6 protein-coding genes, 2 tRNA genes and 3 rRNA genes are annotated in these 13522 nt (G+C 62.5%); all 11 read left to right on the top strand.

Annotated features, from left to right (window positions below; genetic code table 11):
- Positions 1–96 precede the first annotated feature (96 nt).
- The 11 genes from pssA (at position 97) to aroQ (ending at position 13508) form a co-directional block, all read left to right on the top strand.
- On the top strand, positions 97–978 hold the full coding sequence (gene pssA / locus ACRYRV_RS06515) for a CDP-diacylglycerol--serine O-phosphatidyltransferase (protein WP_444985597.1): 882 nt from the start codon (positions 97–99) through the stop codon (positions 976–978).
- Between the two features lie 698 nt (positions 979–1676).
- A 16S ribosomal RNA gene (locus ACRYRV_RS06510) occupies positions 1677–3215 on the top strand.
- Positions 3216–3310: 95 nt separating this feature from the next.
- Positions 3311–3387, top strand: a tRNA-Ile gene (locus ACRYRV_RS06505).
- 211 nt (positions 3388–3598) lie between these two features.
- Positions 3599–3674, top strand: a tRNA-Ala gene (locus ACRYRV_RS06500).
- A gap of 225 nt (positions 3675–3899) precedes the next feature.
- Positions 3900–6888, top strand: a 23S ribosomal RNA gene (locus tag ACRYRV_RS06495).
- Between the two features lie 79 nt (positions 6889–6967).
- Positions 6968–7083 (top strand): 5S ribosomal RNA (rrf, locus tag ACRYRV_RS06490).
- Together the 16S, 23S and 5S rRNA genes with 2 tRNA genes alongside form the textbook arrangement of a ribosomal RNA operon.
- A 311-nt stretch (positions 7084–7394) precedes the next feature.
- Positions 7395–8102 carry a tRNA (guanine(46)-N(7))-methyltransferase TrmB gene (gene trmB, locus ACRYRV_RS06485; protein ID WP_444985598.1) on the top strand — a complete coding sequence of 236 codons (708 nt, stop codon included), beginning with the start codon at positions 7395–7397 and terminating at the stop codon, positions 8100–8102.
- A 35-nt stretch (positions 8103–8137) separates the two neighbouring features.
- Positions 8138–9577, top strand: a complete 1440-nt coding sequence (gene dacB, locus ACRYRV_RS06480) for a D-alanyl-D-alanine carboxypeptidase/D-alanyl-D-alanine endopeptidase (protein ID WP_444985599.1) — start codon at positions 8138–8140, stop codon at positions 9575–9577.
- A gap of 28 nt (positions 9578–9605) precedes the next feature.
- Entirely contained in the window at positions 9606–9977 is a 372-nt protein-coding gene (locus ACRYRV_RS06475) for a diacylglycerol kinase (protein WP_380957353.1), read from the top strand.
- A 79-nt stretch (positions 9978–10056) separates the two neighbouring features.
- Entirely contained in the window at positions 10057–13053 is a 2997-nt protein-coding gene (gene glnE / locus ACRYRV_RS06470) for a bifunctional [glutamate--ammonia ligase]-adenylyl-L-tyrosine phosphorylase/[glutamate--ammonia-ligase] adenylyltransferase (protein WP_444985600.1), read from the top strand.
- Between the two features lie 17 nt (positions 13054–13070).
- Positions 13071–13508: a type II 3-dehydroquinate dehydratase gene (gene aroQ / locus ACRYRV_RS06465; protein ID WP_444985601.1), complete on the top strand. Its 438-nt coding sequence runs from the start codon at positions 13071–13073 to the stop codon at positions 13506–13508.
- The last annotated feature ends 14 nt before the right edge of the window (positions 13509–13522 follow it).

The following is a 13522-nucleotide window of genomic DNA, read 5'->3' as shown; positions in this document are numbered from 1 at the left end:
GTCGGACGAGGCGGGGCGGCGTTGTGAGAGCGCAGCGGGCGTGTAGAATGAAGCCAGTGCCTGCGGGCACCCTCATTTCGGCAATGGACGAAACGCATGAGTCAGGACTCCCGCAATACCGAACACCCTCCTTCCCGCCCCGGTGCCGAGCCCGTCGACAAGCTCGCGCCCGACGCCGAGTCGCCGGCCGAGGAGGATCTGGCCGCGGCCTTCGTGCGCGAGACCGAGGTGATCGAGGAGGCCGTCGAGAACGGCAAGAAGGTGCGCCGCAAGGGGATCTACCTGCTGCCCAACCTCTTCACGACCTCGGCGCTGTTCGCGGGGTTCTTCTCGGTGGTGGCCGGCATCAACGGCGACTTCACCGCGGCGGCGGTGGCCATCTTCATCGCCATGGTGCTCGACGGCCTGGATGGCCGGGTGGCCCGCATGACCAATACCCAGAGCGCCTTCGGCGCCGAGTACGACAGCCTCTCGGACATGCTCTCCTTCGGGGTGGCGCCGGCGCTGGTGGCCTTCACCTGGATCCTCCAGGATATCGGCAAGACCGGCTGGGTGGTGGCCTTTCTCTATGTGGCCTGTGCCGCCCTGCGCCTGGCGCGCTTCAACGTGCAGATCGGCAGCGTCGACAAGAAGTGGTTCATCGGCCTGCCGAGCCCCTCCGCGGCGGCCCTGGTGGCGGCCAGCGTCTGGACCTTCCACAGCTTCGATGCCGAGGCCTTCGGCTTCAAGCTGCTGATGCTGGTGATCGTCGGCGCTGCCGGCGTCCTGATGGTCAGCAATATCCGCTACTACAGCTTCAAGGATATCGACCTCAAGGGGCCGGTGCCATTCGTGGTGCTGCTGGCCATCGTGCTGGGCTTCGTGGTGATCTCGGTACAGCCCTCGGTGATGCTGCTGCTGCTGTTCGGTGCCTATGTGGCTTCCGGGCCCGTCATGGCAGCGATGCGCAAGGTGAAGCATGCGCCTCCCGGGGCCTGATGCTCGCCCGGTGGACCGCCTTCGGATGAACCAGGATCAGCAGCGCCCGCCCCGTGCGGGCGCTGTCGCGTCTGCCCTCTGAGATATCCACAAGGGGGCCGGCCTGCACGCCTGTGGGCAAGGTCTGAAACTTTTTTACCGGAAGGGCTTGCAGGGCCCCGGGGAAAACCGTAAAGTACGCATCCGCTGCCGGTGACCAGCAAGGTTGCAGGCGGTAATAAGTGGCAGAAGTGATTGATCTGTCTGAGTTTTTTGAAACGCTTCGAAAAACTTTCAGTTGACAATCACCGCAGATTCGCTAGAATGTGCGCCACTGGATTCGCAGTCGCCTCGGCAGGATGAGGCGGGCAGTCAGCGGAAATCGGTCGGGATGCAGCGCATCGCCAACCACCGCTTGACACGCTGAAGCGAATCGGTAGAATACGCCTTCCTAGCAGGGCGCTGACGACAGGCGGAGAGCTCAAGAGAGCCTTCTCCGGTCGACAGCACAGCGAGACGCTTCACTCCACAGGGTTCGCCCGAGAGTTCGAAGCCGCTCTTTAACAATCGATCAGGTAATTCATGTGGGCGCTTGTCGATGAGTTCGGTGACCAGTCACAGAACCATCAAGGCAAGCGACTCGTCAAGACCTTCGGGTCTTTTGAGAAACGTTTGAACCTTGAGCCAAGTTTGGTGCACTTAATGCACTATATGATCTTAAACTGAAGAGTTTGATCATGGCTCAGATTGAACGCTGGCGGCAGGCCTAACACATGCAAGTCGAGCGGAAACGATGGAAGCTTGCTTCCAGGCGTCGAGCGGCGGACGGGTGAGTAATGCATGGGAATCTGCCCGATAGTGGGGGATAACCTGGGGAAACCCAGGCTAATACCGCATACGTCCTACGGGAGAAAGCAGGGGATCTTCGGACCTTGCGCTATCGGATGAGCCCATGTCGGATTAGCTTGTTGGTGAGGTAATGGCTCACCAAGGCGACGATCCGTAGCTGGTCTGAGAGGATGATCAGCCACATCGGGACTGAGACACGGCCCGAACTCCTACGGGAGGCAGCAGTGGGGAATATTGGACAATGGGCGAAAGCCTGATCCAGCCATGCCGCGTGTGTGAAGAAGGCCCTCGGGTTGTAAAGCACTTTCAGTGGGGAAGAAAGCCTTGGGATTAATACTCCCGAGGAAGGACATCACCCACAGAAGAAGCACCGGCTAACTCCGTGCCAGCAGCCGCGGTAATACGGAGGGTGCGAGCGTTAATCGGAATTACTGGGCGTAAAGCGCGCGTAGGCGGTCTGATAAGCCGGTTGTGAAAGCCCCGGGCTCAACCTGGGAACGGCATCCGGAACTGTCAGGCTAGAGTGCAGGAGAGGAAGGTAGAATTCCCGGTGTAGCGGTGAAATGCGTAGAGATCGGGAGGAATACCAGTGGCGAAGGCGGCCTTCTGGACTGACACTGACGCTGAGGTGCGAAAGCGTGGGTAGCAAACAGGATTAGATACCCTGGTAGTCCACGCCGTAAACGATGTCGACTAGCCGTTGGGGTCCTTGAGACCTTTGTGGCGCAGTTAACGCGATAAGTCGACCGCCTGGGGAGTACGGCCGCAAGGTTAAAACTCAAATGAATTGACGGGGGCCCGCACAAGCGGTGGAGCATGTGGTTTAATTCGATGCAACGCGAAGAACCTTACCTACCCTTGACATCGAGAGAACTTGGCAGAGATGCCTTGGTGCCTTCGGGAACTCTCAGACAGGTGCTGCATGGCTGTCGTCAGCTCGTGTTGTGAAATGTTGGGTTAAGTCCCGTAACGAGCGCAACCCTTGTCCTTATTTGCCAGCGCGTAATGGCGGGAACTCTAAGGAGACTGCCGGTGACAAACCGGAGGAAGGTGGGGACGACGTCAAGTCATCATGGCCCTTACGGGTAGGGCTACACACGTGCTACAATGGACGGTACAAAGGGTTGCAAAGCCGCGAGGTGGAGCTAATCCCATAAAGCTGTTCTCAGTCCGGATCGGAGTCTGCAACTCGACTCCGTGAAGTCGGAATCGCTAGTAATCGTGAATCAGAATGTCACGGTGAATACGTTCCCGGGCCTTGTACACACCGCCCGTCACACCATGGGAGTGGACTGCACCAGAAGTGGTTAGCCTAACTTCGGAGGGCGATCACCACGGTGTGGTTCATGACTGGGGTGAAGTCGTAACAAGGTAGCCGTAGGGGAACCTGCGGCTGGATCACCTCCTTATCGACGACGTCACCGACTCGCGACAAGTGCTCACAATGAATTACCTGATCGACCAGAGCAAAAGACTGTTTGGGTATAGGCCCAGCGTGACCAATGGGTCTGTAGCTCAGTTGGTTAGAGCGCACCCCTGATAAGGGTGAGGTCGGCAGTTCAAATCTGCCCAGACCCACCATTCTCTGAACGGCCGGGTAGCTCAGTTGGTTAGAGCACACCCCCAGAAGTTCTGTAAAGAGAAGGGTGAGGTCGCGGGGTTTATTCAAATCTGCCCAGACCCACCAAATTTTATCCAGTCCTGCGTTATTTTGTGACTCGCATAGCAGGCTATGCGTCGCCACAAAATGCCTTGGCCTGAATAAAATTACCCAGAAGTATCGGGTATCAGTGGGGCCATAGCTCAGCTGGGAGAGCGCCTGCCTTGCACGCAGGAGGTCAGCGGTTCGATCCCGCTTGGCTCCACCATCGTCTCCTCTGCAACAGTCTTACCTGATCGGATCCGCAGTCATAAGCCAGCATCGCGGCAAAAGATGTCAGGTTTATGACTGTCGATTGACAGTCGCTCTTTAACAATGTGAATCATGCTGACAAACGTTCCTTCTGGAGTGATCCAGAAGAAACAAGTGATACGTCTCAAGCGTATCCGGCAATGTCGTACGTTATCGCAGACCAGACCCTTTGGGGTTATATGGTCAAGCGATTAAGCGCACACGGTGGATGCCTAGGCAGCCAGAGGCGATGAAAGACGTGGAAGCCTGCGATAAGGCTCGGCGAGGTGGCAAACAACCTGTGACCCGGGCATCTCTGAATGGGGAAACCCACCCAGCACAAGCTGGGTATCCCGCACTGAATACATAGGTGTCGGGAGGCGAACCAGGGGAACTGAAACATCTAAGTACCCTGAGGAAAAGAAATCAACCGAGATTCCCCCAGTAGCGGCGAGCGAACGGGGACCAGCCCTTAAGCATGTGACTGATTAGGCGAACGCGCTGGGAAGCGCGGCCATAGTGGGTGATAGCCCCGTAGTCGAAAATCTGATCATGTGAAATCGAGTAGGTCGGGGCACGTGAAACCTTGACTGAACATGGGGGGACCATCCTCCAAGGCTAAATACTCCTGGCTGACCGATAGTGAACCAGTACCGTGAGGGAAAGGCGAAAAGAACCCCGGAGAGGGGAGTGAAATAGATCCTGAAACCGTGTGCGTACAAGCAGTGGGAGCAGACTCGTTCTGTGACCGCGTACCTTTTGTATAATGGGTCAGCGACTTATTTTCAGTGGCGAGCTTAACCGTATAGGGGAGGCGTAGGGAAACCGAGTCTTAACTGGGCGACCAGTCGCTGGGAATAGACCCGAAACCGGGCGATCTATCCATGAGCAGGTTGAAGGTTGAGTAACATCAACTGGAGGACCGAACCAGGATCTGTTGAAAAAGATTTGGATGACTTGTGGATCGGAGTGAAAGGCTAATCAAGCCCGGAGATAGCTGGTTCTCCTCGAAAGCTATTTAGGTAGCGCCTCACGTATCACCGCCGGGGGTAGAGCACTGTTTCGGCTAGGGGGTCATCCCGACTTACCAACCCGAGGCAAACTCCGAATACCGGTGAGTGCAAGCGTGGGAGACACACAGCGGGTGCTAACGTCCGTTGTGAAAAGGGAAACAACCCAGACCGTCAGCTAAGGTCCCCAAATCCTGGTTAAGTGGGAAACGATGTGAGAAGGCTCAGACAGCTAGGAGGTTGGCTTAGAAGCAGCCATCCTTTAAAGAAAGCGTAATAGCTCACTAGTCGAGTCGGCCTGCGCGGAAGATGTAACGGGGCTCAAACCAGGTACCGAAGCTACGGGTGTGCCTGCATCACTTAAGGCTATTCGATTAACGTCGCGAAGCGACGTTCAAGCGCTCCCCGAACGTTGAGTTGGGTGGGCGGATCATGATGAGTAGGCTTAAGGATGCAGGCACGCGGTAGAGGAGCGTCGTGTAAGCCGATGAAGGTGAGTCGAGAGGCTTGCTGGAGGTATCACGAGTGCGAATGCTGACATGAGTAACGACAAGGGGAGTGAAAAACTCCCCCGCCGGAAGACCAAGGGTTTCTGTTCGACGCTAATCGGAGCAGAGTGAGTCGGCCCCTAAGGCGAGGCCGAAAGGCGTAGTCGATGGGAAACGGGTCAATATTCCCGTACCTCACTGTATTGCGATGGGGGGACGAAGAAGGCTAGGTGAGCCAGGCGTTGGTTGTCCTGGTGAAAGCCAGTAGGCTGGGATCTCAGGCAAATCCGGGATCCTAAGGCCGAGAGGCGAGACGAACTGACTACGGTCAGGAAGTCATCGATGCCACGCTTCCAGGAAAAGCCTCTAAGCTTCAGATACAGTGAGACCGTACCCCAAACCGACACAGGTGGTCAGGTAGAGAATACCAAGGCGCTTGAGAGAACTCGGGTGAAGGAACTAGGCAAAATGGTGCCGTAACTTCGGGAGAAGGCACGCCGCATTAGTGTGAAGGCCCTTGCGGCCGGAGCACGAAGCGGTCGAAGATACCAGGTGGCTGCAACTGTTTATTAAAAACACAGCACTCTGCAAACGCGTAAGCGGACGTATAGGGTGTGACGCCTGCCCGGTGCCGGAAGGTTAATTGATGGTGTTAGCGCAAGCGAAGCTCCTGATCGAAGCCCCGGTAAACGGCGGCCGTAACTATAACGGTCCTAAGGTAGCGAAATTCCTTGTCGGGTAAGTTCCGACCTGCACGAATGGCGTAATGATGGCCACGCTGTCTCCACCCGAGACTCAGTGAAATTGAAATCGCAGTGAAGATGCTGTGTACCCGCGGCTAGACGGAAAGACCCCGTGAACCTTTACTATAGCTTCACACTGGACGCTGATGTTGCTTGTGTAGGATAGCTGGGAGGCTTTGAAACCCGGACGCCAGTTCGGGTGGAGCCAACCTTGAAATACCAGCCTGGCATCATTGGCGTTCTAACTCAGGTCCGTTATCCGGATCGAGGACCGTGTGTGGTGGGTAGTTTGACTGGGGCGGTCTCCTCCCAAAGCGTAACGGAGGAGCACGAAGGTACCCTCAGCACGGTTGGAAATCGTGCATTGAGTGCAAGAGCATAAGGGTGCTTGACTGCGAGACAGACACGTCGAGCAGGTACGAAAGTAGGTTCTAGTGATCCGGTGGTTCTGTATGGAAGGGCCATCGCTCAACGGATAAAAGGTACTCCGGGGATAACAGGCTGATACCGCCCAAGAGTTCACATCGACGGCGGTGTTTGGCACCTCGATGTCGGCTCATCACATCCTGGGGCTGAAGTCGGTCCCAAGGGTATGGCTGTTCGCCATTTAAAGTGGTACGCGAGCTGGGTTTAGAACGTCGTGAGACAGTTCGGTCCCTATCTGCCGTGGGCGTTGGAAGTTTGAGAAGAGCTGCTCCTAGTACGAGAGGACCGGAGTGGACGCACCTCTGGTGTTCCGGTTGTCACGCCAGTGGCATTGCCGGGTAGCTATGTGCGGACAGGATAACCGCTGAAAGCATCTAAGCGGGAAGCCCCCTTCAAGATGAGACTTCCCTGAGGCCTCGAGCCTCCTGAAGGGCCCAGCGAGACCAGCTGGTTGATAGGTCGGATGTGGAAGCGCTGCAAGGCGTTGAGCTAACCGATACTAATGGCCCGTGAGGCTTGACCATATAACACCCAAGGGGTCTGTCGATAACAGACGACGCCGGGTACGCGAGACGTATCTCAGCATGATTCACACCCTTTTCGCCTGACGACCATAGCGTGCGTGAACCACCTGATCCCATGCCGAACTCAGCAGTGAAACCGCTCAGCGCCGATGGTAGTGTGGGGTCTCCCCATGTGAGAGTAGGTCATCGTCAGGCACCTTTTCAGAAACCCCAGCCCTATGGCTGGGGTTTCGTCGTTCTGGGGGTCTCCCCATGGACCCGTTTGTCGGGAACAAACGGGAACCGCGTCAGCGGGCCCGTAGGGCGAGTCTCAGGATGAGACGAGTAGAGTCCCGGAGTGCCGGCCCCCGGAGCCCGGCGCGATCATCGTCAGGCACTTATATAGAAAAGCCCCGATCATCGTGAGATGGTCGGGGTTTTTCGCTTTTCGGGCATCCTGTTCGCCCGCCATGCGGTGGAGCGGTGGGGCTGCTAGAATCGTCGCTCCTTCGCTTTTCGGTATCGCCATGCATGCCAGCTCTCGCTCCATCGTTACCAATCAGTCCGGCCCCCACGAGGATCTGAGCCGGCGAGTGGCCCGTGCCCTGGCGAACCCCCTGCGCAAGCCGGTGGCGGAACATACCCGCACGGCCTTCGAGGCGGCCAGTGAATGGCTCGAGGCGCGTTCTCATATGCCTCTGGTGCTGGACGCCGGCTGCGGGGTGGGGCTCTCCACTCGCCGCCTGGCGGCGCGCTTTCCCGATAGCGCGGTGATCGGCGTGGACCGCAGCGAGAGCCGTCTGAACCGGGAGCACGGGACCCTGCCCGACAACGCCCTGCTGGTCCGCGCCGATCTGGTCGACTTCTGGCGCCTGGCACTGGCCGATGGCTGGAAGCCGGCACGGCACTACCTGCTTTACCCCAACCCCTATCCCAAGGCGTCCCATCTCAAGATGCGCTGGCAGGGGCATCCGGTCCTCCCGGTGATCCTGGCCCTGGGCGGGCGCCTGGAGCTGCGCTCCAACTGGAAGCTCTATGTGGAGGAGTTCGCCCTGGCCGTGACCCAGGCCACCGGCCGTGAGGCCGAGGTGCTGCGCCATGAGCCTGGAGACGACTTCCTGACCCCCTTCGAGCAGAAGTACCATGAGAGCGGTCAGCCGCTGTGGAAGCTGGTGGTAGAGCTGCCCCATGCCCCCGGCCTTGTGCGGCTTGCCGCTTCGATCGCCAGCCGCTGACCCTTCTTCGTCCTGACCCAACCCCTGGTGTTGCCATGCGTCGTCCTCTGTCGAGACTCTGCCTCTTCCTGTTCTGCCTGCTGCCGGTGATCGCCCTGGCCTCGGGTTTTCCCCAGCTGGGCCGCCTGGCCGACAAGGGTTTTCTGATCAGCGCCGAGGCGCGGCTGATCGATGAGAGCAAGGTGCTGGGGGCCATCGAGCCCGATCGCCAGCTCTCGCCGGCCTCGGTGACCAAGAGTTACCTGGCGGCGGCGGCGCTGGATCGCTGGGGACCCCAGCATCGCTTCGCCACCCGGCTGGTCAGCGAGGTGCGTCCGACCAGTAACGGCCTGCTCTCCGGCGATCTGATCCTCGACGGCGGAGGAGATCCGGCCCTGACCACCGAGGACCTCTGGCGACTGGCCCAGCGCCTGCACCAGGCCGGGGTGCGCGAGGTGGAGGGGCGGCTCCTGATCAGCCAGTGGCGATTCGGCCCGGTGGAGTGCATTACCACCGATCGCTGCCAGGCCCGGGAGCGCTCGGCCAACGCCTACAGCGCGCTGCTCTCCTCGGCAGGGGTCAACTACGGCAGCTGGTGCGTCAGCGTGGCACCGGGTGACGCGCCGGGGCAGCCGGCCCGGGTGGCCGGCTGTGACAGCCAGGCGGCGGTTCTCGAGATCGATAACCGAGTGGAAACGCGCCCGGACAACAGCGGCACCGAGCTGCGCGCCGAGCGGGTCACCCGGGACGACCGGGACATCATGGTGCTGAGCGGCCAGATCTCCACCAATGCGCGGCCCCGCGACATCTATCGGGCGAGCTCCGACCCCGCCGAGCAGATGGCCGTCACCCTGCTGGCGATGCTCGAGCAGGCCGGTATCCAGGTGCGGGGTGGCGCCGAGACCACCCTGGCCGAGCCGCCGGCCGTTTCCCGGACTCTCGCGGAGGTGGAGAGCAAGCCGCTGCAGGAGCTGCTGCTGCGAGTGATGAACTACTCCAACAACTTCATGGCCGACGTGCTGGCCCTGAACCTGGTGGAGACGCCCCGGGCGGACCTGCGCCAGGGCGGCGCGGCCATCGAGACCTTCGTGGCTGGGATCCCCGACCATGGCCCGTTGACGCTGTTCAGCGGCAGCGGCCTGACCACCGAGAATCGCACCTCCGCCCGGGGGGCCAATGCGCTGCTGGAGAGCATCTACTATCGTCCGTCGCTCTTTCCGAGCTTCGTAGCGACCCTGCAGTCCCCCGGCAACGGCGTGATGCGCTTTATCCGCCGCGGTTCGCCCACCTTCCAGCATCATGTGATGCTCAAGACCGGCACCCTCAACCAGCCGGTGGCGGTGAGGGCGGTCAGCGGCTATTTCCGTACCCGCAGCGGCCGCTGGGGCGTGTTCACGGTGCTGGTCAACGGCACCGGCAGCACGCCCTATCTCAGCTGGCCCGAGGTGCTGGACCCGCTGTCGGTGGACCTGGAGCGGATCATCGACACTCACTGAGCCGCCTGGCATTCAAGGAAACCCTGCGATGAAACCCGGACATACCGGCTGGCGCCACCTGGTGCACTCTACCCGCTACTCCCTCAAGGGTCTCAAGGCCGCCTGGCGCCACGAGTCGGCCTTTCGCCAGGAGCTGGCCCTCTGCGTGCTGCTGCTGCCCCTGGCCTGGTGGCTCGGCCAGGGCCCGGTGGAGTGGATCCTGCTGGTGGGCAGCTGCCTGCTGGTGCTGGTGGTGGAGCTGGTCAATAGCGCCATCGAGAGCGTGGTGGACCGCATCGGCCCCGAGCACCATGAACTTTCCGGACGCGCCAAGGATCTGGGCTCCGCCGCCGTCATGGTGGCGCTCTTTCTGGCCGGGCTGACCTGGCTGCTGCTGGCCGGCCAGAAGCTGTTCGGCTGAGCGAGCCATTGCAGTGGGTGCCCCTGGCGGCCGGGCTTCGCTATGCTGGGGGCATTCGCCACACGGATGCGAGACGCCGATGCCTTTGCCCGATGACTTCCTGCCGCTGATCGATATTCCCGAGCCCCTCAAGGCGCCCCTGGGACGTACCCACGAGCGCCTGGCCGAGGCGCTGGCCCGGGCCGATAATCTGGCCGGCATGACGGGCCGGGAATCCCCCCTCGAGGATTGGCTGGGACTCTCGCCAGGGCGCCGTGAGCAGCTGGCCCGGGTGCTGGCGATCTCCGAGTTCGTGGCCGAGACCCTGGTGCGCTACCCCGAGTGGCTGCTGCATCTGGATGCCAGCGGCGAGCTGGATGAGGCTCCCTCGGCCGAGGCGCTGGGCAGCTGGCTCGAGGAGCGCCTGGAGGCGGCCGAGGACGAGGCCGCCATGCAGGCCGCCATCCGCCGCTTCCGCCGGGCGCGGATGACCGGCATCGTCTGGCGCGACCTGACCCGCCCCGAGGGTAGCGACATGTGGTCGACCGCGGCGGCGGTATCGCACCTGGCCGAGGTGTGCCTGGAGGGAGCGCTCGGCTGGCTCGAGGGGTTTCTCGCGCCGCGCTGGGGGCGGCCGGCACCGCGTCGCGACGGCAGCGAGCAGCGCCTGGTGGTGCTGGGCATGGGCAAGCTCGGGGCCGGCGAGCTCAACCTCTCCTCCGATATCGACCTGATCTTCGCCTTCCCCGAGGGAGGCGAGACGGAGGGGGGCCGCAAGGCCCTGGCGCATCAGGAGTACTTTACCAAGCTTGGGCAGCGGCTGATCGGCGCCCTGGATGCGGTGACCGCCGACGGCTTCGCCTTTCGGGTCGACATGCGCCTGCGCCCCCTGGGCGACGGCGGGCCCCTGGTGGGCAGCTTCAACTCCCTCTCCAGCTACTACCAGGACCAGGGGCGTGAGTGGGAGCGCTATGCCATGCTCAAGGCGCGCCCGGTGGCCGGCGACCTGGACGCCGGGGACGAGCTGCTGGCCGGGCTGCGCCCCTTCGTCTACCGCCGCTACCTGGATTTCGGCGCCATCGAGTCGCTGCGCGAGCTCAAGGGGATGATCAATCGCGAGGTGCGCCGCAAGGGCATGGAGGGCAACATCAAGCTCGGCCCCGGCGGTATCCGCGAGGTGGAGTTCGTGGTCCAGGCCTTCCAGCTGATTCGCGGCGGGCGGGATACCGAGCTCCAGGTCACCTCCCTGAAGAGCGCCCTGGAGCGGCTGCCGGCGCTGGGGCTGCTGCCCGCTGAGGTGGTGGAGGAGCTCACCCCCGACTACGTCTTCCTGCGCGACCTCGAACACGCCCTGCAGGCGCTGGAGGATCGCCAGACCCAGAGCCTGCCCGTGGACGACCTGGATCGTGAGCGGGTCGCCCTGGCCCTGGACATGGAGGACTGGCCGGCCTTGATGGCGCGCCTCGACGAGGTACGGGCCCGGGTTCGCCAGCATTTCGACGCGGTGATCGCCGACCCCGAGGAGGAGGTCCAGGAGAGCGAGGAGAGCGCCGCTGGGGGGATCTCCCTGGAGCAGTGGCGGGCCCTGTGGCGCGGTGAGCTCGAGGAGGAGGAGGGCGCGCAGCTGCTGGACGACGCCGGCTTCGAGGAGAGCGCCACCGCGGCACGGCGGATCGCCTCTCTCTACCACTCCCGTGCGGTGCAGGGCATGCAGCGCATCGGCTTCGAGCGCCTCGAGGCGCTGATGCCGCTGCTGCTCGATGCCGTGGCCCAGAGCGAGGCGCCCGACACGGCCCTGGAGCGGGTGCTGCCGCTGATCGAGGCGGTGCTGCGGCGCACCGCCTACCTGGCGCTGCTGCGCGAGAACCCCGAGGCGCTGAGCCACCTGATGACCCTCTGCGCGGCGAGTCCCTGGATCGCCGAGCAGCTGGCCCGCTACCCCATCCTGCTCGACGAGCTGCTGACTCCCGAGACTCTCTACACCCCCGCCGACAAGGCGCGCCTGGCCGATGAGCTGCGCCAGGCCCTGGCGCGGATTCCCGAGGAGGACGAGGAGGCCCAGCTCGAGGCGCTGCGGGTCTTCAAGCACGCCCAGATCCTGCACGTGGCGGCCTCGGACATCGCCGGCACCCGGCACCTGATGAAGGTGAGCGACTACCTGACCTATATCGCCGAGGTGATCCTCGAGGCGGTGCTGGCCATGGCCTGGAAGCACCTGACCCGCAAGCACGGCGTCCCGGAGCTGGCCGACGGCAGCCGTGCAGGAGCCGAGCCCGCCTTCCTGATCGTCGGCTACGGCAAGCTGGGCGGCATCGAGCTGGGCTACGGCTCGGACCTGGACCTGGTGTTCATCCACGACGGCGCCACCCAGGGCAGCACCGACGGCGCTCGCCCCCTGGACAACGCCGTCTTCTACACTCGCCTTGGGCAGCGCATCATCCACTTGCTTACCGCGGTGACGCCGGCGGGGACCCTCTATGAGGTGGACATGCGCCTGCGCCCCTCGGGGAACTCGGGGCTGCTGGTCACGTCGCTTGCCGCCTTCGGCGACTACCAGCGCCGCGACGCCTGGACCTGGGAGCATCAGGCCCTGGTGCGGGCTCGGGTGGTGGCCGGCCATGAGCGGCTGGGTGAGGCCTTCGATGCGGTGCGTGCCGAGATCCTCGGCCGTGAACGCGACGCCGAGGCGCTGCGCGAGGAGGTGGTCAAGATGCGCCACAAGATGCGCGACCACCTGGGTGGCAGGAGCGGAGAGGGAGAGTTCGACCTCAAGCACGACCCCGGTGGCATGGTGGATATCGAGTTCCTCTGCCAGTATGCGGTGCTGGCCATGGGCCACGAGACCCCTGAGCTGCTGCGCTGGAGCGACAACATGCGCCTCCTCGAGACCCTGGAGGCCACCGAGCGGCTTCCGGCGCGGGAGTGCCAGCGCCTTCGCGAGGCCTACCTGGCCCTGCGCAGCGCCGCCCACCGCGCCTCCCTGACCCGGGAGCCCGCCCGGGGGCGCAGCGACGCCTTCCAGGACCACCGCCGGGTGGTGATCGAGGCCTGGCAGCGGCTGCTGGAGCCCGACGAGAGCGGTATCGACAAGGACTGATGGAGCATGGATTCCCGATGAAGAAGATACTGGTACTGCACGGCCCCAACCTCAACCTGCTGGGTACCCGCCAGCCGGAGATCTACGGCCATGAGACCCTGGAGGACATCAACCACGGCCTCTTCGAACAGGCCGCCCTGGCGGGCTGGGAGATCACCTGCCGGCAGAGCAATCACGAGGGAGAGCTGATCGACTGGATCCAGGGGGCGCGCCTGGATGGCACCGCCGCCATCATCATCAACCCCGCCGCCTATACCCACACCTCGGTGGCGATCCTCGACGCCTTGAACGCTTTCGAGGGGCGCGTGATCGAGGTGCACCTCTCCAACGTTCACCAGCGCGAGAGCTTCCGCCACCGCTCCTATGTCTCGCTGCGTGCCGACGGCGTGATCGCGGGGCTCGGCAGCCAGGGCTACCGTGCCGCCCTGGACGCGGTGATGGTCGCGGAGCGCTGAGGGCGGGCCGGCAA

The sequence above is a fragment of the Halomonas mongoliensis genome (assembly GCF_052496345.1).
The sequence above is the reverse complement of the archived record's forward strand: the minus strand, read 5'-3'. Positions and strand labels throughout refer to the sequence as shown.

Excerpts from the sequence above, each read along its gene's own strand:
- pssA (WP_444985597.1), top strand. The coding sequence starts at position 97 with ATGAGTCAGGACTCCCGCAATACCGAACACCCTCCTTCCCGCCCCGGT.
- ACRYRV_RS06475 (WP_380957353.1), top strand. The coding sequence starts at position 9,606 with ATGAAACCCGGACATACCGGCTGGCGCCACCTGGTGCACTCTACCCGC.
- aroQ (WP_444985601.1), top strand. The coding sequence starts at position 13,071 with ATGAAGAAGATACTGGTACTGCACGGCCCCAACCTCAACCTGCTGGGT.
- trmB (WP_444985598.1), top strand. The coding sequence starts at position 7,395 with ATGCATGCCAGCTCTCGCTCCATCGTTACCAATCAGTCCGGCCCCCAC.
- glnE (WP_444985600.1), top strand. The coding sequence starts at position 10,057 with ATGCCTTTGCCCGATGACTTCCTGCCGCTGATCGATATTCCCGAGCCC.
- dacB (WP_444985599.1), top strand. The coding sequence starts at position 8,138 with ATGCGTCGTCCTCTGTCGAGACTCTGCCTCTTCCTGTTCTGCCTGCTG.